The organism is Pseudopontixanthobacter vadosimaris (assembly GCF_012979275.1).
Taxonomy (GTDB): Bacteria; Pseudomonadota; Alphaproteobacteria; order Sphingomonadales; family Sphingomonadaceae; genus Pseudopontixanthobacter; species Pseudopontixanthobacter vadosimaris.
Genome location: NZ_JABASZ010000025.1, coordinates 69,975 through 89,894 on the forward strand (window position 1 = coordinate 69,975; position 19,920 = coordinate 89,894).

Genomic DNA, 19,920 nt, shown 5'->3' on the forward strand with positions numbered 1-19,920 from the left:
CAGGGCAGGGCCAAGATTTTTAGCGCCGGGCCATTTCAGTCCTGCGGCAGCAGCCCCAGTGCCTTGCGGCGGCTCCACCGCAGGGTCAGGAACACGGCCGCGATGGCCAGGCCGGTGGCCAGGCCGATCCAGACGCCGGTGCCCTCCAGCGGGGTGGACAGGCCCAGCCAGATCGCGACCGAATAGCCCGCCGCCCAATAGCTGAGCACGGCGATGACCATCGGCACCCGGGTATCCTGCAAACCGCGCAGATTGCCCGCTGCCACCGCCTGCGCCGCGTCGACCAGCTGGAAAATCGCCGCCCACAGCAGATATTGCACCGCGAAACCCACCAGCGCGGCGTTCCTGGGCAACCCGGGATCGACATAGAGCGACAGGACGAAATGGGGCGCGAACAGCATGATCGAGGCGGTCACGCCGCTGAACACGACGGCGATACCCATCGCCACCCATCCGGCCCGGCGGATACCGCCGGCATCACGCGCGCCGAAATGATAACCGACGCGAATGGTCGCGGCCTGGCCGATGCCAAAGGGTATCTGGAAGGCCAGGCTGGCGATCTGCAGTGCGATCGTGTGGCCTGCCAGTTCCGATGGACCGATCCGCCCCATCAGGAAGGCAGCGCCGGAAAACAGCCCGGCTTCCGCCAGAATGGTGAGCGCGATGGGTGTGCCGATCCGCGCAATCTCGCGCAGGCGGCTCCATTCGTGGCGCCACCAGTTTCCGAAGATCCGGTACCGGGATAGGCGCCGGTCCATGTGGATCGCCATGATATAGGACAGCAGGATGAAGACCGAGGTCACCACGCTGGCGAGGGCGGAACCCTCCAGCCCCAGCGCGGGTGCGCCCAGATTGCCGAAGACGAAAGCGTAATTGGCGATGACGCTGACGCCGATGGCGACCGCGATGATGAGCGTGGCAAAGATCGGCCGGTCGAGCGTGGAGACGAAAATCCGCAGCACGTTGGACACGATCATCGGCAGCATGGCCCACATGATGATGTCCATGAACGATCCTGCCATTGCCGAGATCACGGGATCCTGCCCCGTCCACAGCATCAGCCGTTCGGCCTGCGAACACGCCGCCATGCCGAGCAGGCCCGCACCCATCGCCAGCCACAGTCCCATGCGCACGCTGCGGCGGACCTCGCGCACGGCATGGCGGCGCCGCCCCAGTTCCGCGGCGATCAGCGGCGCGACGGCGCCCGTCAGGCCGGACAATGCCCAGAGCAGAAGACCGAAGATGGCGATGGCGAGGCTGCTTGCGGCGAGTGCCTGTTCGCCGAGCCGCGCGACGAAGATGACATCCACGGCATGGACCAGCACCTGCAGCAGGTTCGCGGCGGCAAGCGGCCACGCCAGCCGCAAGGTCGCGCGAAATTCGCGGCGCCACGGGCCGGGCGCCGGTCTGGTCGCACGGGTGGGTGTCATGAATGCGGTTTCGTTCATCGCCAGCGCGCGATAGGGTGACTGCCGCGCGGGGGCAATCGCCTCGGCTTGCGGTGACCTGCACCGCGTTTCATAAGGCATTGCCATAAACGCCTGCCATTCTCCGGAGTATCTGCCGTGTTGCGACCTATCCGAACCTCCGGCCTGCGCTCTTTCGCGGTGATCGCGATTTCTGGATCGTTCATCCCTGCGGTGCCCGCTGCTGCCGGCGAGGTCTACGGCGGGGTCTATGCCCATGCTGTCGAAACGCCGTTCACCTTCGATACGGAGGAAGGAGGCGTCGATCTTCAGGCCGGATACCGCTTCGACAGGCTGGAGACCCTGCATTTCATCGGCAGGCCGCAGCCCTATGTCTTCGCTTCGCTGAACAGCGACGGCGACACGAATTTCGCAGGTGGCGGCCTCAGCTGGAAGATCGCGGCTGGCCCGGTCTATGTCCGGCCGGGCATCGGCGTCGTCATCCACGATGCGCCCGGCTTCCGTGTCGATCGCAACAATGAATTCCGCACGGATCTCGGCAGCCGCATCCTGTTCGAGCCCGAGATTGCCGTGGGAACGGCCCTGTCCGGTCGCTGGAGCGTGGAGGCGAGCTGGGTGCATATCAGCAACGCGCAATTGTTCAATTCGCAGCAGAATCCCGGCATCGACACTATCGGTATCCGCCTGAACTACGCGCTCTGAATATGGCAGTAGCTTTCCTGCCTATGCTCCGGCGTGCGGCGGTTCTATCGGTCACCCCTGCAATGCCAATGAAAAGGGACCGGCGCGATGGAACATGAAGGCGCCGGATTCCTGCGGGACGGAGTATTGATGCTCGGTTTCGCGCTGGGCTTCGTGCTCGTTTTCCGCCGCTTGGGGCTCGGAGCCACGCTGGGCTACCTGCTGGCCGGCGCAGTAGTGGGGCCGCATGGGCTCGGCCTGGTCGGCAATGCCGAATCCATGATCGGGTTTGCCGAGATCGGGATCATCCTGCTGCTGTTCATCGTCGGGCTGGAACTTGACCCGGCGCGACTGTGGCGGATGAGGACGGCGATCTTCGGCATCGGGTTTGCACAGGTCGCGGCCTGCGGCCTTGCGGTGACCGCCTTCATATATCTGGCGACGGATTTCCCCCTGTTCGCCGCGCTGGCGCTCGGCCTGCCGCTGGGCCTGTCCTCCACGGCACAGGTTCTGCCGATGCTGCAATCGTCCGGACGGTTGCGAACGCCATTCGGCGAACGCGCCTTTGCCATCCTGCTGTTCCAGGATCTTTCCATCATCGTGCTTATTACGATCGTCGCCGCGCTCAGCCTGAATCCGGCCGATGCGGATGCGGCGCCCGGCTGGCAGCTTGCGCTGATGTCGCTGGTCGCGGTGGGTGCGCTGATCGCCGCCGGGCGTTTCCTGCTGCGGCCGCTGTTCCGCCTGATCGGCAATCTGGGCGAGCGCGAGATGTTCGTGGTGGCGGGATTGTTCACCGTGATCGCCGCAGCCGCACTGATGGAATGGCTCGGCCTGTCGACTGCCTTGGGAGCCTTCGTCGCCGGCGTGATGCTGGCCAACACGCCATACCGCTTGGAACTGGAAGCGGATATCGAGCCCTTCCGCTCAATCCTTCTGGGCCTGTTCTTCCTCGCCGTCGGCATGATGCTGGACCTTGGCGCCATTGCCGAAAATCCGCTGTTCGTTATCGGTATGGCTGTCGGGCTGATTGCCATAAAAGCAGCGATCATTTTCGTGATTGGACGTCTGGCGGGAATGGAATGGCGGCCCGCACTGGCACTTGGCCTGCTGCTCAGCCAGGGCGGCGAATTCGCCTTCGTCCTGTTCGCTCAGGCGCAGCAGGGATTGCTGATCGCCCCGGAAATCGCCAGCCTGTTCGGGGCCATCGTCACACTCTCGATGGCGACGACGCCGTTCCTGATGATGGCAACCGCCTTTATCCGCAAGCCGCGCCAGGGCAGCGAACAACGCGATGCACCGGACGGAAGCTCCGCCAGGGCCATCGTGGTCGGCTACGGCCGCTTCGGCCAGACCGTCGCGCAGATGCTGCAGGGGCATGGCGCCACGATCACGCTTGTGGATCGCGACGTACCCCAGATCGATCTTGCGGATGATTTCGGATCGAAGGTTTTCTTCGGCGATGGCACCCGCATCGATTTCTTACGCCAGGCGGGCGCGGGCGAGGCGGACCTGATCCTGTTCTGCATGGACGGCGACCAGGTGGACGCGGCGATGCTGCACGCCGTCCGTGCCGCCTTCCCGCAGGCCAGCATCATGGTGCGGACTTTCGACCGCCGTTCGATGCTGCGGATCAAGACTGCACCGGTGCAATTCATCGTGCGCGAGGTGCGGGAATCGGCCATCGCCATGGGCCGTGCGGCGCTCAGCGAACTGGGCCTTGGAACCGGCGCAGTCACTGCGGTGGAGACCCGTTTCAGGGCAATCGACATGGAACGGCTGGAGCGGCAGCATATGACCGGCGATCTGAAGGCGGGCAGCGATCTGCCACATGACATGAAGGCCGAAGGCCCTGCATCGACTGATCCGGGGTGACGTCGGCCACACCGTGCAGCAGGCGCCCGTAACAAAAGGGCGGCGCCTTCCGGCACCACCCTCCTGGTGATCGCATCATGCGCAATCGAAAGTTAAGCGCGGTGGCACCCGTCGCCGGGGCCGCCAAGCTTACTTCAGTTCGACGGTACCGCCGGCTGCTTCGATCTTGGCCTTGATCTCTTCGGCTTCCGCCTTGTTCACGCCTTCCTTGACGGGCTTGGGCGCGCCTTCGACGAGGCCCTTGGCTTCAGTCAGGCCGAGACCCGTGATCGCACGGACTTCCTTGATGACCTGGATCTTCTTGCCACCGTCGCCGGTCAGGATGACGTCGAATTCGTCCTTTTCTTCGGCTGCGGCTTCACCGCCGCCGGCGGCGGGGCCGGCAACGGCGACCGCAGCAGCGGCGGAAACGCCCCACTCTTCTTCCAGTGCCTTGGCGAGTTCTGCCGCCTCGAGGACGGTCAGCTTCGAAAGTTCTTCAACAAGCTTGGCTACATCGGCCATGATATTGTGCTCCAATTAAATGACTGGCCGGGCAAGGTGCATCAGCGCGCCCCGTCCGGTATTCGCGAAAGAAAAACCGCTTACGCCGCTTCCTTGGCACCATAGGCGCCGAAGACGCGGGCGAGCTTTGCTGCCGGTTCGTTGACCACGCGCGCGATCTTGGTCGCGGGCGCGTTGATGAGACCGATAAGCGTACCCCGCAGCTCGTCGAGCGAGGGCAAGGACGCGAGCGCCCGTACCCTGTCCACGTCGAGCATCTCGCCGCCCATGGAACCGCCGACGATTTCGAGTGCGTCGTTGGTCTTGGCGAAGTCCACCACGGCTTTCGCGGCTGCGACCGGATCTGCGCTATAGGCAAGAGCGGTCGGGCCGGTGAGGAAAGCCCCCATGCCGGAATAGTCGGTGTCTTCGATGGCGAGCCTGGCGAGGCGGTTCTTCGCAACCTTGTAAGTCGCGCCAACGTCGCGCATCTTCTGCCGCAGGTCGGTGGATTGCGCCACCGAAAGGCCGAGATTGCGGGTGACGACCACCACGCCTGCCTCGTTGAAGATTGCGTTCAGTTCGGCGACCGATTCGGATTTCTGCGAACGATCCATGCCGTACTCCTTCACATATGATCGCTGCGTGCCGCGCCTTCACGAAAGGCGGACGCACCGCGACCGGCTTCATTGTCCGCACCGCTGCTGCGGCACGGGCGAGTCCGTTTTTGGGGAAGGAGGTGCGCTGCCATCCGGATGATCGGTTCGGCAGGCGCGATGCGGAGCCTTGCGAGCCGCGCGAAAGAAACTCGTTTCCCCGCCTAGGCCGGCAATTAAGGAAACGGCTGTTTCCACCGGCTGTCTCGGACGGATGACCGACCGCCCCTTGCGGTGGATGCCGGTACGCCCCGCGCTCTAGCTCATTATCCGCTGCCGTCAAGCCGTATGCACGCCCAAGGGCTGTCATGCATGCAAAAGGGGTCCACCATCGCTGGCGAACCCCTCATCATCCTGATTGCACCGCGAAAGGTGCAGGAGGAATGCTTATTCCACGACCACGGTGTCGTCGGCGACAACGGCATCGTCGGCCATCATGGCATCGTCGGCCATCATGGCGTTGTCACCGAGTTCATCGGCGCGCTCGTCCATCATTTCGCCCATTTCTTCGGCCGGGCCTTCGGTCAGGATGCCGTCGGCATTGTTGATATCGTCGATGTCTTCGCCGGCTTCTTCGCGCGGGCCGTCGCAGGCCGTAAGCGCGAATGCGGCGGTGAGGGCGACGAGAGCAATTTTCTTCATAATGACTATTCCCTGATTACCTTGGAATTCATGCACCCCCGAGGATACATCGGCGGCTTCTAGCGCGGCTGGTGACGCTTGTAACCTATTTTCGCCACAATTCGCCAAAGTGCAGGGAATCGCTATGCAAATCGTGTTCCCTTGGGCCAGCAGGAGCTTCCCTCCCGGTTCCGCCGCCCAAGGCACCGTCTGTGCTGCAGGGCGGGTAATTGACAGCGGCGGGCCGGATGCCTATAGATGATCTCTGTCGCAAGGCTTCGAGCAAGGCATCCCATGCGCGGGGATGGCCCGGGAAGGAAGCAGCGACTTACCATCGCCGCAACGCCAGCGCCGCAGCAGCGCCCTTCAGCAGGGCGTTAAAAGCTGCGGCTTTCCTGCGTTTGCTGCCATGGCACCCAAGGCGTGCATTGCGAATTCTATCGCCGGCGGCGCTTCGTGGCCGGCCCTATCTGACAGGCGAATCACCTCATGGCGACCAAGGCGAAAGCTCCCCGCTCCTCCGGCAAGTTTGCGAAAACCGCGCATGGCAGCGCGAAGAAGCGCATCCGCAAGATTTTCGGCGATGTTCACGAAGTGGTGGAGATGCCGAACCTGATCGAGGTGCAGCGCGAAAGCTACGAGCAATTCCTGCGCTCCGACCCGTCGATCAATTATGTGTCCGGCCTCGAAAAGACGCTCCGCTCGGTCTTTCCCATCCGCGATTTCGCCGGCACCGCCGAGCTGGACTTCGTTCATTACGAACTGGAGCCTCCCAAGTTCGACACGACCGAATGCCGCCAGCGCGGGATAACCTATGCGGCCCCGATGAAGGTGACGCTGCGCCTGATCGTGTTCGAAGTCGACCAGGAAACCGAAACCCGCTCCGTTCTCGATATCAAGGAGCAGGACGTCTATATGGGCGACATGCCCCTGATGACGGGCAACGGCACCTTCATCATCAACGGAACCGAGCGCGTCATCGTCAGCCAGATGCACCGTTCGCCGGGCGTTCTGTTCGACCATGACCGCGGGAAAACGCATGCCTCGGGCAAGCTGTTGTTCGCTGCCCGCGTCATTCCCTATCGCGGGTCGTGGCTCGATTTCGAATTCGATGCCAAGGACATCGTCAACGTGCGTATCGACCGCAAGCGCAAGCTGCCGGTCACCTCGCTGCTGTTCGGCCTGGGTCTCGATGCCGAGGAAATCCTGAACACCTTTTACGACAAGGTGACATGGGAGCGCGTATCGGGGTCTGCTGGCGAAGGCTGGAAGATGCCCTATGTTCCCGAGCAATGGCGCGGCCAGAAGCCGGGCTTCGCTCTCGTCGATGCCAAGACGGGCGAGGAAGTGTTTCCCGCCGGCCAGAAGATCAGCCCCCGCGCCGCCAACAAGGCTGCCAAGGACGGACTGGACACGCTGCTGATCCCAACTGAGGAAATCTTTGCGCGCTATGCCGCGCGGGACATGATCGACGAAAGCACGGGCCGCATCCATATCGAGGCGGGCGACGAGGTATCGCCCGACAACCTGGAAGCATTGGACAAGGCCGGCGTGGAGCGGATCGAACTGCTCGACATCGACGAGGTCAACACCGGCCCCTGGATTCGCAATACGCTGCAGGCCGACAAGGCCGAGAACCGCGACGAGGGCCTGGAGGCGATCTACAAGGTCATGCGCCCCGGCGAACCGCCGACGAAGGAAACCGCCGAAGCCCTGTTCGAAGGCCTGTTCTTCGACGCCGACCGCTATGACCTTTCTGCCGTGGGCCGGGTGAAGCTGAACATGCGTCTCGGCCTCGATGCCGAGGATACCGTGACCACCCTGCGGAAGGAAGACATCCTCGCCGTGGTCAAGGAAATGGTCGATCTGAAGGACGGCAAGGGCGAGGTCGACGATATCGACAATCTCGGCAACCGCCGTGTCCGTTCAGTCGGTGAATTGCTGGAGAACCAGTACCGCGTCGGCCTGCTCCGCATGGAGCGTGCGGTGAAGGAGCGGATGAGCAGCGTGGACGTGTCCACGGTCATGCCCAACGACCTTATCAATGCGAAACCGGCCGTTGCCGCCGTGCGCGAGTTCTTCGGTTCCTCGCAGCTGTCGCAATTCATGGATCAGACCAACCCGCTTTCGGAAGTGACGCACAAACGCCGCGTTTCGGCGCTCGGGCCGGGCGGTCTCACGCGTGAACGAGCCGGTTTCGAAGTTCGCGACGTGCACCCGACCCATTATGGCCGGATCTGCCCGATCGAAACGCCGGAAGGTCCGAACATCGGCCTGATCAACAGCCTCGCCAGCTTCAGCCGGGTGAACAAATATGGCTTCATCGAAACGCCCTACCGCAAGGTCGAAGGCGGCAAGGTGACCAGCGACGTCGTCTATCTCTCGGCGATGGAAGAACAGAAGCACGCGGTTGCGCAGGCTTCTGCGGCCCTCAATGAAGACGGAACCTTCGTGGAAGAGTTCGTCTCGGCGCGCGAAAGCGGCGAATTCGTCATGCTGCCCAATGAGCAGATCACGCTGATGGACGTTTCGCCCAAGCAGCTGGTTTCGGTCGCCGCATCGCTCATCCCCTTCCTGGAAAACGATGACGCCAACCGTGCGCTGATGGGTTCCAACATGCAGCGCCAGGCCGTGCCGCTGGTGAAGGCGGAAGCGCCTTTCGTCGGCACCGGCATGGAAGAAACCGTGGCCCGCGATTCGGGCGCCGCGATTTCCGCCACGCGCGGCGGTATCGTCGACCAGGTGGATGCGACCCGTATTGTCATCCGCGCGCAGGGCGATGTGGAGGCCGGCCAGTCCGGCGTCGATATTTACACCCTGCAGAAGTTCCAGCGGTCGAACCAGGATACCTGCATCAACCAGCGCCCGCTGGTGAAAGTGGGCGACGTGGTCGAGCAGGGCGACATCCTTGCCGATGGTCCCTCGACCGATCTCGGCGAACTGGCTCTGGGGCGTAACAGCCTCGTCGCTTTCATGCCCTGGAACGGCTATAATTACGAAGATTCCATCCTGATCAGCGAACGTATCGTGAAGGACGATGTCTTCACCTCGATCCATATCGAGGAATTCGAGGTCATGGCCCGCGATACCAAGCTCGGGCCGGAAGACATCACCCGCGATATCCCCAATGTGGGCGAGGAAGCGCTGCGCAACCTCGACGAAGCGGGCATCGTCTATATCGGTGCGGAGGTGCATCCGGGCGACATTCTGGCGGGCAAGATCACGCCCAAGGGCGAAAGCCCGATGACGCCGGAGGAAAAGCTGCTGCGGGCGATCTTCGGTGAAAAGGCCAGCGATGTGCGCGACACTTCGCTCCGCCTGCCGCCCGGCGTTGCCGGTACCGTGGTCGAGGTGCGTGTCTTCAACCGTCACGGTATCGAGATCGACGACCGTACCCGCGCTATCCAGAACGAGGAAATCGAACGCCTGCGCAAGGACAGCCAGGACGAACGCGCCATCCTCAACCGGGCGACCTACAACCGCCTGCGGGACATGCTCGTCGGCCAGACCGCTTCCGCTGCGCCCAAGGGCGTGAAGAAGGGTTCGGAAATCACCGGCGACATGCTCGACAATATCGAACGGCACGAATGGTTCAAATTCGCCGTCGCCGATGATGGCAAGCAGAGCCAGATCGAAGCCGTGAAGACGCAATATGACGAAGCGGTGAAGCGCATCGACGACAAGTTCGAGGATCGCCGCGAGAAGCTGGAGCGCGGGGACGAACTCGCGCCCGGCGTGCTCAAGATGGTCAAGGTCTTCGTCGCGGTGAAGCGCAAGCTGCAGCCCGGCGACAAGATGGCCGGCCGTCACGGCAACAAGGGTGTCATCAGCCGCATTCTGCCCGCGGAAGACATGCCGTTCCTGGAAGATGGCACGCCTGTCGATGTCGTGCTCAACCCGCTCGGCGTGCCGAGCCGCATGAACGTGGGTCAGATCTTCGAGACCCATCTCGGCATGGCGGCGCGCGGTCTGGGCCAGCAGGTCACGGCGGCGCTGGAGGAATGGCGTGAAGCCAATCCGAATGCCGAGGCGGATATGGCGAATGCCAGGCCGCCGCAGGTGGTGATCGACAAGCTGAAGGACATCTATGGCGAACAGTATCACGAGGATATCGACAGCCGTACGCCGCAGGATGTGATCGAACTGGCCGGCAACCTCGTCAACGGTGTTCCCATGGGCACGCCGGTGTTCGATGGCGCGCGTGAGAGCGACGTTACCGCCATGCTGGAGAAGGCAGGCCTGCCGGGGTCCGGCCAGGTCACCCTGTTCGACGGGCGCACGGGCGATGCTTTCGACCGCAAGGTCACGGTCGGCTACATCTACATGCTGAAGCTGCATCACCTTGTGGACGACAAGATCCACGCCCGTTCCATCGGCCCCTACAGCCTCGTCACCCAGCAGCCGCTGGGCGGCAAGGCCCAGTTCGGCGGCCAGCGCTTCGGCGAGATGGAGGTGTGGGCGCTGCAGGCCTATGGCGCGGCCTACACGCTGCAGGAGATGCTGACGGTCAAGTCCGATGACGTGATTGGGCGCACCAAGGTCTATGAGGCGATCGTCAAGGGTGACGACACCTTCGAGGCCGGCGTGCCGGAAAGCTTCAACGTGCTGGTCAAGGAAATGCGCAGCCTGGGCCTCAACATCGAACTGTCCTCGCTCGACGATGGCGAGGATGACGACGGGCTCGCCATCGCGGCTGAATAAGGGAACGGGGCGGCTGCAAACAGCAGCCGCCCATTCCATTCGCCTGCACCGGATTTTCCCCCGAGGGATTTGAAAAATGAACGAACTTACCAAATTCACCAACCAGATTTCCAAGCCGGAAACCTTCGACCAGATCCAGATCGGCATCGCGTCGCCCGAACGCATCCGTTCGTGGTCCTTCGGCGAGATCAAGAAGCCGGAAACCATCAATTACCGTACGTTCAAGCCTGAACGTGACGGGTTGTTCTGCGCCCGCATCTTCGGTCCGGTGAAGGATTACGAATGCCTGTGCGGCAAGTACAAGCGCATGAAATACAAGGGCGTCGTCTGCGAAAAATGCGGCGTCGAAGTCACGGTGACCAAGGTCCGCCGCGAGCGGATGGGCCATATCGAACTGGCCGCTCCGGTCGCGCATATCTGGTTCCTGAAATCGCTGCCCAGCCGTATCGGCCTCCTGCTCGACATGCAGCTGAAGCAGCTCGAGCGCGTGCTGTATTTCGAAAGCTACATCGTCACCGAACCCGGCCTGACGCCGATGGAGAAGTTCCAGCTGCTGACCGAGGATGAACTCCTCGAGGCGCAGGACGAATATGGCGAAGACGCCTTCACCGCCGACATCGGTGCCGCCGCGGTCAAGACCATGCTCATGGATCTCGATCTTGAGCAGGAGCGCGACGATCTGATGGAGGAGCTGGCGACGACCAAGTCGAAGCTGAAGCCCGCCAAGATCATCAAGCGCCTGAAGGTGGTCGAAAGCTTCATCGATTCCGGCAACCGTCCGGAATGGATGATCCTCGAAGTCGTGCCGGTCATTCCGCCCGAACTGCGCCCGCTGGTGCCGCTCGACGGTGGCCGCTTTGCAACGTCCGACCTCAACGACCTCTATCGCCGCGTCATCAACCGCAACAACCGGTTGAAGCGCCTGATCGAATTGCGCGCACCGGACATCATCGTCCGCAATGAAAAGCGCATGCTGCAGGAAGCTGTCGACGCCCTGTTCGATAACGGCCGCCGCGGCCGCGTCATCACGGGTGCCAACAAGCGTCCGCTGAAGTCGCTGTCCGACATGCTGAAGGGCAAGCAGGGCCGCTTCCGCCAGAATTTGCTCGGCAAGCGCGTCGATTATTCGGGCCGTTCGGTCATCGTGACCGGCCCCGAACTCAAGCTGCACCAATGCGGCCTGCCCAAGAAGATGGCGCTCGAACTGTTCAAGCCGTTCATCTATGCGCGCCTCGACGCCAAGGGTCTGTCCATGACGCTGAAGCAGGCGAAGAAATGGGTGGAGAAGGAACGCAAGGAAGTCTGGGACATCCTGGATGAAGTCATCCGCGAACATCCGGTCCTGCTGAACCGCGCGCCGACGCTTCACCGCCTCGGCATCCAGGCGTTCGAACCCGTGCTGATCGAAGGCAAGGCGATCCAGCTTCACCCGCTCGTCTGCTCTGCCTTCAACGCCGATTTCGACGGCGACCAGATGGCCGTGCACGTCCCGCTGAGCCTCGAGGCACAGCTGGAAGCGCGCGTGCTGATGATGTCGACCAACAACATCCTCAGCCCCGCCAATGGCAAGCCCATCATCGTGCCCTCGCAGGACATGGTCCTGGGCATCTATTACCTGTCCATGGAACGGCAGGAAAAGACGCCCGAATATCTCGACGGCGAAAATGGCGAAAAGATCGAGAAGCTGCCCCGCTTCGGCGACATGGCCGAGGTGCATCAGGCCCTGCATGTCGGCGCGGTTTCGCTGCACAGCAAGATCATCACCCGCGTTCCGCAGGCGGATGAGAACGGCAAGATCGAACTCAAGCGCTTCATCACGACGCCGGGCCGGATGCTGATCGGCGAATGCCTGCCGACCAATCACAAGGTGCCCTTCGACATCGTCAACCGCCTTCTGACCAAGAAGGATATCGGCGACGTCATCGACGAAGTCTATCGCCACACCGGCCAGAAGGACACGGTGCTGTTTGCCGACGCCATCATGACGCTGGGCTTCCGCCACGCGTTCAAGGCCGGCATTTCCTTCGGCAAGGATGACATGATCATCCCCGACAGCAAGGAAGGCATGATCGAGAAGGCCAAGGGCCTGGTCGCCGATTACGAACAGCAATACCAGGACGGCCTGATCACCCAGCAGGAAAAGTACAACAAGGTGATCGACGCCTGGAGCCGGACCGGCGACCAGGTTGCCGATGCCATGATGGACGAGATCAAGTCGCGCCCGATCGATGCCGATGGCAAGGAAGCGCAGATCAATTCGATCTACATGATGAGCCATTCCGGCGCGCGTGGTTCGCCGGCACAGATGAAGCAGCTGGCGGGTATGCGCGGGCTGATGGCCAAGCCTTCCGGCGAGATCATCGAGACTCCGATCATCTCGAACTTCAAGGAAGGCCTGACCGTTCTTGAATATTTCAACTCCACTCACGGCGCGCGTAAGGGTCTTGCCGATACGGCACTGAAGACGGCGAACTCGGGCTATCTGACCCGCCGCCTGGTCGACGTGTCGCAGGATTGCGTCATCGTTTCGGAAGATTGCAAGACCGACAACATGCTGGAAATGCGTGCCATCGTGCAGGGCGGCAGCGTGATTGCCTCGCTGGGTGAGCGTATCCTTGGCCGCACCACGGCCGAGGATATCAAGAACGCGGCCACGGACGAGGTGATCGTGAAGGCCGGCACCCTGGTCGACGAACCGATGGTCAAGGCGATCGAGGAAGCCGAAGTGCAGTCCGCCAAGATTCGTTCGCCGCTCGTCTGCGAAGCGGAGCAGGGCGTTTGCGGCAAATGCTACGGGCGCGATCTCGCCCGCGGTACGCCGGTGAACATCGGTGAAGCTGTCGGCGTGATCGCCGCACAGTCCATCGGTGAGCCGGGCACTCAGCTGACGATGCGGACCTTCCACATCGGCGGCGCGGCACAGCTGAACGAAACCAGCCATCTCGAATCCATTTCGGACGGCAAGATCCTGTACCGGGACATGCCGACCATCGTGGACAAGAAGGGTCGCATCCTGTCCATGGCGCGGAACGGCGAACTCGCCGTCATCGACGCCCAGGGTCGTGAGCGCGAGATCCACAAGGTGCCCTACGGTACGGTTCTCATGTTCAAGGATGGCGACAAGGTTTCCGAAGGCGACCGCCTGGCCGAATGGGATCCGTTCACCCTGCCGATCATCACCGAACAGTCGGGTACGGTCCGCTTCCAGGACCTGATCGACGGCAAGACCATGGAAGAGCGCGTTGACGATGCAACGGGCATCGCCCAGCGCGTCGTCACCGAAAACCGTTCGACCGGCCGTGCCAAGAAGGAGGAACTGCGCCCTCGCCTGACCCTGCTCGGCGAAGGCGAGAAGCTGTCGGATGATGGCGAGACGGATGCCCAGCGATACATGCTGGCACCGGGCACCTCGCTTTCCGTCGATGACGGTCAGCAGGTGGAAGCGGGCGACATCCTCGCCCGTGCCAGCCGCGAAGCTGCCAAGACGCGCGACATCACCGGCGGTCTGCCGCGTGTTGCCGAATTGTTCGAGGCCCGCATTCCCAAGGACAATGCGATCATCGCCAAGATTTCCGGCAAGATTGAATTCGTCCGCGAATACAAGGCCAAGCGCAAGATCGCCATCGTGCCCGAAGAAGGGGAAGCGGTGGAATATCTGGTCCCCAAGACCAAGGTCATCGACGTGCAGGAAGGCGATTTCGTCAAGAAGGGTGACACGCTGATTTCGGGCAGCCCGAATCCGCATGACATCCTCGACGTGATGGGCGTGGAAGCGCTGGCCGAATATCTGGTCAACGAAATCCAGGAAGTCTACCGTCTGCAAGGCGTGAAGATCAACGACAAGCACATCGAGACGATCGTTCGCCAGATGCTGCAGAAGGTCGAGATCACCGATGGCGGGGACACAACCCTGCTGCCGGGCGAACAGGTCGACCGGACCGAGATGGACGAGGTGAACGGCAAGCTCGGCCGCAACAAGAAGCATGCCGAGGGCAAGCCGGTCCTGCTCGGCATCACCAAGGCAAGCTTGCAGACCCGCAGCTTCATCTCGGCGGCATCCTTCCAGGAAACGACTCGCGTGCTCACGCAGGCGTCGGTCGAAGGAAAGAAGGATTCGCTGATCGGGCTGAAGGAAAACGTGATCGTCGGCCGCCTTATCCCGGCCGGTACGGGCGCGGGCATGAACCGGATGCGGATCGCGGCAAGCGGGCGCGACGCGGCCATTAAGGCGCAGTGGAAGAAGGCCCAGGAAGCCATCATCGCGGCGCAGGATGCCGAGGCGGAGCACGAAGCGGAACTGGCGCAGGGCGCGGAGGCGGCAACCGGAGACGCCAGCTTCGCCGCCATGGAAGGGGAAACCCACGGCACCGATGCCGATGCGGGCGATTACCTGCGCGAAGATCAGTCCGAACGGCCCGATCCGATCGAAAAAGAGGAAGCGGATGAGGGCACGTCGCACGCCTGATCGGCTGATCTGACGGAGCCGTTGCGGCTTACGGAAAAGGCCCCGCCGGATGCGATGTCCGGCGGGGCTTTTTCATGGCATCAGGCATATATTCTGCAAAAGAAGGAGGCGTGTCCGTGAAACTTGCCGCCGCGATTCTGGCCCTTACACTGCTGGCCGCAGGAGCATGCGAACGGCGCAATAATCCTGTGACGGACGAGCGCCGCGAAGCCGCCGCAGACCCCGACGCAGACGATCGCACGACCATCACGGCGGAGAGTCCCACAAAGGATCAATCGCCTTTGCCGCCTGGCGAATATCGGCTGGCGGGTGTCGATGGCACGAGTGTGGACCTGCCGCATGCGATCACAGTCTCCATCAGCGAGGACACAATCGCGCTTGCCTCCCAATGCATCAGCCCCCGCTGGACCTACGCCTATGCGGGCCAGCGCCTGACCACGCGCTCGATCCCGGGCCCGATCTGCGAACGCGGGCGCTATCCGGCGGAGGAAGCGGCCATCGCCGTCTTGGATTCGCCGGACACGATCAGACAGACGCCCGCAAACGGCTGGCATCTGACCGGCGGCGGCCACGGCATCACGCTGTTCTCGCAATAGGCCCTGCGCTGGGCTATCGGCGGCGGCATGAATATCACCCGCTTCGCCCCTTCGCCGACCGGCCATCTGCATGTCGGCAACATCCGCACCGCCCTGCATAATTTCCTGCTGGCCCGAAAGGCGGGCGGGCGCTTCCTGCTGCGAATCGACGATACGGACGCTGCCCGCAGCGAGGAACGCTTCGTCGAGGGCATTCGCCGCGATCTCGAATGGCTGGGCATGGTTCCCGACGGAGAGGAACGGCAATCCGCGCGTCAGGATCTGTACGAGCAGGCTTTCGCCCGGCTTGTTGCGGATGGCCGCATCTATCGGGCCTACGAAACCGCGCAGGAGCTTGAACTCAAGCGCAAGATACAGCTCGGCCGCGGGCGCCCGCCGATTTACGACCGGGCAGCGCTCGCCCTGACCGAGGCCGATCATGCTGCCCGGCTTGCCGAGGGGGTGCATCCGCATTGGCGCTTCCGCCTGGATCATGAAACCCCGATCGAATGGAACGACGCCATCCGCGGCCCGGTGCGCTTCGATCCGGCGCTGCTGTCCGATCCGGTCGTCAGAAGGGCGGACGACAGCTGGCTCTATATGCTTCCCAGCGCGGTGGACGATATCGAGATGGGCATCACCGACGTCCTGCGGGGCGAGGATCACGTCTCCAACACGGCCGTCCAGATCCAGATGTTCGAGGCCTTGGGCGCGGGCCCGCCTGCGTTCGCGCATGAGGCCCTGCTGGTCGGCAGCGAAGGCAAGCTGTCCAAGCGGCTCGGCTCGCTGGGGGTCGAGGAACTGCGCGCCTCTGGCATAGAACCGATGGCCGTGCTGTCGCTGCTGGCGCGGCTCGGTTCGTCGCAGCCGGTCGAACCGGTTGGATCGCAGCAGGTGCTGATCGACAGCTTCGATCTTGCCAGCTTCGGCCGGGCGCCGGCGCGTTTCGACGAAGCCGATCTGGCCCGGCTGAACGCACAGATCCTGCACGCACAGGATTATGCAGCGGTGCAGGATCGGCTGCCCGAAGGGATGGACGAAGCCGGATGGCTCGCGATCCGTCCGAATGTCGAAAAGCTCACCGATGCCGCCGAATGGTGGCAGATCGTGACGGGGCCGGTCGCCAGCCCCGTTTTCGAGGCGGACGACCGGGTGTATCTGACAGAGGCGCTGGGGCTGCTCGAATGGTCGGAAGACCCCTGGCGCGACTGGACTGGCCGCGTGAAGGAAGCGACGGGCCGCAAGGGCAAGACCCTCTTCCTGCCGCTGCGCCTGGCGCTGACCGGGCGCACATCGGGGCCGGACATGGCGCAGATCCTGCCGCTGATCGGTGAGGAAGCCGCTCGCGAACGGCTGGAACGCGCCGCCGCGGCCTAGCTTGTGTGACGCTTCAACTCGTCCCCGATCAGGGTGACGACATGCAGCAGATTGGTCGCGCCCGGGGTTCCGAAAGGCACCCCCGCCAGCGCGACCAGCTTGCTGCCGGCCTTGCCGAAACCGTGGCGCAGCGCCATTCGCTTGCCCTTGGCGATCATCTCCTCGAAACTGCCGATATCGCGCGTGGTCACCGCGTGGGCACCCCATAGCAGCGCTACGCGGCGGGCGGTCTTGATCGACGGCGTCAGTACCAGCATGGGCACGCTGGGCCGTTCGCGCGCCACGCGGCGGGCGGTCGAACCTGACCCGGTGAACACGACGATGGCGGCGATCGGTACCGTATCGGCGATGGTCATGCAGCTATGCGCCAGCGCATCCGCCGTCGTCGCATCGGGCGGCGTGTCGAGAAAGCGGACGCGCGACAGATAGGCATCGTCATGCTCCACCTGGGCGGCGATGCGGTGCATGATGCTGACCGCTTCTTCGGGCCATTCACCGGCGGCGGTTTCCGCCGACAGCATCACCGCATCCGCACCGTCATAGACGGCATTCGCCACGTCGGACACTTCGGCGCGAGTCGGGGTGGGGCTTTCGATCATGCTTTCCAGCATCTGTGTCGCCACGATGACCGGCTTGCCCGCCTTGCGCGTTTCATTGACGATGCGCTTCTGCAGCGGCGGCACCTCTTCGGGGTGCAGTTCCACGCCCAAATCGCCGCGCGCCACCATCACCGCATCGGACAAGAGGATGATCTCGGACAGGCGGCGCACCGCCATCGGCTTCTCGATCTTCGCGCAGAGCGACCCGTGCCCGCCCATCAGGCGGCGAGCCTCGGCCAGATCCTCGCCGCGCTGGACGAAGCTGAGGCCGATCCAGTCCGCGCCATGCTGCATGGCGAAGGCCAGATCCTTCCGGTCCTTTTCGGTCAGGGCGGGAATGGGAATCTCGGCATCGGGCACATTCACGCCCTTGCGGTCGGAAATGACGCCGCCGACTTCGGCCGAGCAGAGGATCTCGTCCTCACCGGCGCGGATCACGCGAAGCCGGATCTTGCCATCGTTGATCAGCAGGCGCTGGCCTTTTTCCAGCAGGCCGAACAATTCGGGATGCGGCAGTTCGACGCGGGTTTCGTCGCCCGGTTCCGGGTTGCGGTCGAGCGTGAAATGGCCCGAATGCCGAATCACCGCCTTGCCGCCCGCGAAGCTGCCGACCCGCAGTTTCGGTCCCTGCAAATCGCAGAATATGGCGATGGGGTGGTGGCATTCCGCCTCGATCTCGCGAATTGCGTGGATCGTTTCGGCATGGGTCTGGTGATCGCCGTGGCTCATGTTCACCCGGAAGGCATCGGCGCCTGCCCGCACCAGTTTCCGCAGCATGTCGGGTGATCGGCTGGCCGGCCCCACCGTCGTGAGGATCTTGACCTTGCGGCCGCGGGGTTGAAAGCGTTTCGCTGCGGGCTTTTCCATTCCCCGCGCCTATGCCAATGCGGCGTGTCAAAACAAGGATGAAACCGCTATGGAAGCCATGAACAGCAACGCGGCAGACCCGCTCGACACCCTCGACGATGCCGTGGCGGCGGCGGCATTCCGCCGGCTGGTGCGCCACCTGCGCCATCGCAGCGATGCCCAGAATATCGATCTGATGGGGCTGTCGGGCTTCTGCCGCAATTGCCTGGCGGACTGGATCCGCGATGCAGGGTTTGACGGTGACAAGGCCGCCGCGCGCCAGGTGATCCACGGCATGCCGATGGCGGAATGGAAGGAGCGGCACCAGCAGCCCGCCACGCCCGAACAGCTGGCCCGCATGGAGGCAAGCGTGGCGAAGAACGCCTGATCGCTGCAGCGGACGGGCGGCGGGGCGAATTATCCCGCATCGCGCGGCCACGCGGCCTTCACCCCGGCGGGGCGGCACGCTAAGGCTCGCCGCCAACCGATTCTGACCCCATCATCCGGAGATACAAGATGGCCGAAGCCACCGATGACCGCCTGCGCCTGCTGATCGAACGCATCGAGCGGCTGGAAGAGGAAAAGAAGGGTATTTCCGACGACATTCGCGATGTCTATGCCGAATCCAAGGCGGTGGGTTACGACCCCAAGATCATGCGCCAGATCGTGCGCCTGCGGAAGATGAAGCCTGACGACCGCAGCGAGATGGAAACCATTCTCGATACCTACAAGGCCGCGCTCGGCCTGGGTTGAGCGGGCGAACCGTCAAGTGGTGAAAGGCGGCGGCTGCGGCTGCCGTCCTTTTTGCTCCGGCGATCCCGATAAGAGGGATTACCCGCCAAAAATCAGGATGAGGCCGATGGCGGTGCCATTGTGCAGCACATGCAGCAGGATGGCGGACCACAGACCGTAAGTGACGCGTGCATAGCCAAAGATCATCCCGGCGATGAATTGCGGTATCACCAGCGGCAGCGCGTAGGCGAGGCTGGTACCTTCGTAATTGAACAGATGCACCAGCGCGAAGCTGAGGCTGGCAATGGCGAAGAACACCGGAAACGCTGCGCGGAACCAGGGATAAGGCGGCCGGCCCTGCTGCATGGCGGACAGCACCGTCGCCGCGATCAGCACCGCAAAGACGATGCCGAATCCGGCAAGGTGGGGCGGGACCATTCCGCCGGCCAGCGCACCATAGGAGGCCGCAACCAGCAGGAACGGCACGAGATGCGCGGGCCTGCCCGAAAGCCATCCGCGGAACACCGCTTCTTCCAGTGCCGGCACCAGCAGCACCACGAACAGGATTTCCAGCGGCCCGAAATCCAGATCTTCCAGCGCATTGTCGGGAAAGGTCAGCCCCAGCGTCTCGGCGGCGAAGGCGATGAGAATGAGCGGCACCATCAGCGCCAGATCGAGCAGATAGAGCATACCTGTTCGCCGCAGGGTCTCCGCATTCATGCCTGTCGCTGCATCGGGCAATTCCGGGCGGCGGAGGAAAGCGGTAAAGCGCTGGAAGGTGGCGGGCAGACCGAAATCGCCCGCAGGTCTTGAGACTTGGTCGCTCATGCGGCTAATGCAGGCCCCTGAATCTGATTGCAGATACGCTTTTCAATCCGGACA

14 protein-coding genes are annotated in these 19,920 nt (G+C 63.1%); 8 read left to right on the forward strand and 6 right to left on the reverse strand.

Annotated features, from left to right (window positions below):
- Positions 1 to 35: 35 nt before the first annotated feature.
- A complete protein-coding gene (locus tag HG250_RS05525) occupies positions 36 to 1,430 on the reverse strand; it encodes an MATE family efflux transporter (protein WP_170003932.1) in 1,395 nt (464 codons plus the stop codon).
- Between the two features lie 135 nt (positions 1,431 to 1,565).
- Here HG250_RS05525 and HG250_RS05530 point away from each other — a divergent pair, with 135 nt between their 5' ends.
- Positions 1,566 to 2,129, forward strand: coding sequence for an acyloxyacyl hydrolase (locus HG250_RS05530; RefSeq protein WP_170003496.1), 564 nt, complete (start codon positions 1,566 to 1,568; stop codon positions 2,127 to 2,129).
- 87 nt (positions 2,130 to 2,216) lie between these two features.
- Entirely contained in the window at positions 2,217 to 3,983 is a 1,767-nt protein-coding gene (locus tag HG250_RS05535) for a cation:proton antiporter domain-containing protein (protein WP_170003498.1), read from the forward strand.
- Positions 3,984 to 4,112: 129 nt separating this feature from the next.
- Here HG250_RS05535 and rplL read toward each other — a convergent pair whose 3' ends face one another.
- The 3 genes from rplL to HG250_RS05550 form a co-directional block, all read right to left on the reverse strand.
- On the reverse strand, positions 4,113 to 4,487 hold the full coding sequence (gene rplL / locus HG250_RS05540; RefSeq protein WP_170003500.1) for a 50S ribosomal protein L7/L12: 375 nt from the start codon (positions 4,485 to 4,487) through the stop codon (positions 4,113 to 4,115).
- A gap of 80 nt (positions 4,488 to 4,567) precedes the next feature.
- Positions 4,568 to 5,083, reverse strand: coding sequence for a 50S ribosomal protein L10 (rplJ, locus tag HG250_RS05545; RefSeq protein ID WP_170003502.1), 516 nt, complete (start codon positions 5,081 to 5,083; stop codon positions 4,568 to 4,570).
- A 426-nt stretch (positions 5,084 to 5,509) separates the two neighbouring features.
- Positions 5,510 to 5,764: a hypothetical protein gene (locus tag HG250_RS05550; protein WP_170003370.1), complete on the reverse strand. Its 255-nt coding sequence runs from the start codon at positions 5,762 to 5,764 to the stop codon at positions 5,510 to 5,512.
- Positions 5,765 to 6,232: 468 nt separating this feature from the next.
- Between HG250_RS05550 and rpoB the strand changes: the two genes are divergently transcribed.
- The 4 genes from rpoB to gltX all read left to right on the forward strand — a co-directional run bounded on the left by rpoB (position 6,233) and on the right by gltX (position 16,861).
- Complete coding sequence (rpoB, locus tag HG250_RS05555) at positions 6,233 to 10,444, forward strand: DNA-directed RNA polymerase subunit beta (protein ID WP_170003504.1); 4,212 nt, start codon at positions 6,233 to 6,235, stop codon at positions 10,442 to 10,444.
- A gap of 76 nt (positions 10,445 to 10,520) precedes the next feature.
- Positions 10,521 to 14,909, forward strand: coding sequence for a DNA-directed RNA polymerase subunit beta' (gene rpoC / locus HG250_RS05560; protein WP_170003506.1), 4,389 nt, complete (start codon positions 10,521 to 10,523; stop codon positions 14,907 to 14,909).
- Positions 14,910 to 15,025: 116 nt separating this feature from the next.
- The gene (locus tag HG250_RS05565; RefSeq protein WP_170003508.1) at positions 15,026 to 15,505 is read left to right on the forward strand and encodes a hypothetical protein; all 480 of its coding nucleotides are present in this window, start codon (positions 15,026 to 15,028) and stop codon (positions 15,503 to 15,505) included.
- Between the two features lie 27 nt (positions 15,506 to 15,532).
- Positions 15,533 to 16,861 (forward strand): glutamate--tRNA ligase, encoded by a 1,329-nt coding sequence (gene gltX / locus HG250_RS05570; RefSeq protein ID WP_170003510.1) that lies wholly within the window; start codon positions 15,533 to 15,535, stop codon positions 16,859 to 16,861.
- Here the strand turns inward: gltX and pyk are convergent.
- On the reverse strand, positions 16,858 to 18,327 hold the full coding sequence (gene pyk / locus HG250_RS05575; protein WP_170003512.1) for a pyruvate kinase: 1,470 nt from the start codon (positions 18,325 to 18,327) through the stop codon (positions 16,858 to 16,860). The two genes, gltX and pyk, sit on opposite strands and share 4 nt — an antisense overlap.
- A 58-nt stretch (positions 18,328 to 18,385) precedes the next feature.
- On the opposite strand from pyk, the gene HG250_RS05580 reads away from it, so the two are divergent.
- Both HG250_RS05580 and HG250_RS05585 read left to right on the forward strand, forming a co-directional pair.
- Complete coding sequence (locus HG250_RS05580; RefSeq protein WP_170003934.1) at positions 18,386 to 18,694, forward strand: DUF1244 domain-containing protein; 309 nt, start codon at positions 18,386 to 18,388, stop codon at positions 18,692 to 18,694.
- 128 nt (positions 18,695 to 18,822) lie between these two features.
- Positions 18,823 to 19,059, forward strand: coding sequence for a DUF2312 domain-containing protein (locus HG250_RS05585; RefSeq protein WP_170003514.1), 237 nt, complete (start codon positions 18,823 to 18,825; stop codon positions 19,057 to 19,059).
- A gap of 78 nt (positions 19,060 to 19,137) precedes the next feature.
- On the opposite strand, the gene HG250_RS05590 is transcribed toward HG250_RS05585, so the two are convergent.
- Complete coding sequence (locus HG250_RS05590; protein ID WP_170003516.1) at positions 19,138 to 19,866, reverse strand: CPBP family glutamic-type intramembrane protease; 729 nt, start codon at positions 19,864 to 19,866, stop codon at positions 19,138 to 19,140.
- Positions 19,867 to 19,920 lie beyond the last annotated feature (54 nt).

Excerpts from the sequence above, each read along its gene's own strand:
- rpoC (WP_170003506.1), top strand. The coding sequence starts at position 10,521 with ATGAACGAACTTACCAAATTCACCAACCAGATTTCCAAGCCGGAAACC.
- rplJ (WP_170003502.1), bottom strand. The coding sequence starts at position 5,083 with ATGGATCGTTCGCAGAAATCCGAATCGGTCGCCGAACTGAACGCAATC.
- rplL (WP_170003500.1), bottom strand. The coding sequence starts at position 4,487 with ATGGCCGATGTAGCCAAGCTTGTTGAAGAACTTTCGAAGCTGACCGTC.
- rpoB (WP_170003504.1), top strand. The coding sequence starts at position 6,233 with ATGGCGACCAAGGCGAAAGCTCCCCGCTCCTCCGGCAAGTTTGCGAAA.
- HG250_RS05535 (WP_170003498.1), top strand. The coding sequence starts at position 2,217 with ATGGAACATGAAGGCGCCGGATTCCTGCGGGACGGAGTATTGATGCTC.
- HG250_RS05550 (WP_170003370.1), bottom strand. The coding sequence starts at position 5,764 with ATGAAGAAAATTGCTCTCGTCGCCCTCACCGCCGCATTCGCGCTTACG.
- pyk (WP_170003512.1), bottom strand. The coding sequence starts at position 18,327 with ATGGAAAAGCCCGCAGCGAAACGCTTTCAACCCCGCGGCCGCAAGGTC.
- HG250_RS05525 (WP_170003932.1), bottom strand. The coding sequence starts at position 1,430 with ATGACACCCACCCGTGCGACCAGACCGGCGCCCGGCCCGTGGCGCCGC.
- gltX (WP_170003510.1), top strand. The coding sequence starts at position 15,533 with ATGAATATCACCCGCTTCGCCCCTTCGCCGACCGGCCATCTGCATGTC.
- HG250_RS05585 (WP_170003514.1), top strand. The coding sequence starts at position 18,823 with ATGGCCGAAGCCACCGATGACCGCCTGCGCCTGCTGATCGAACGCATC.
- HG250_RS05590 (WP_170003516.1), bottom strand. The coding sequence starts at position 19,866 with ATGAGCGACCAAGTCTCAAGACCTGCGGGCGATTTCGGTCTGCCCGCC.
- HG250_RS05580 (WP_170003934.1), top strand. The coding sequence starts at position 18,386 with ATGAACAGCAACGCGGCAGACCCGCTCGACACCCTCGACGATGCCGTG.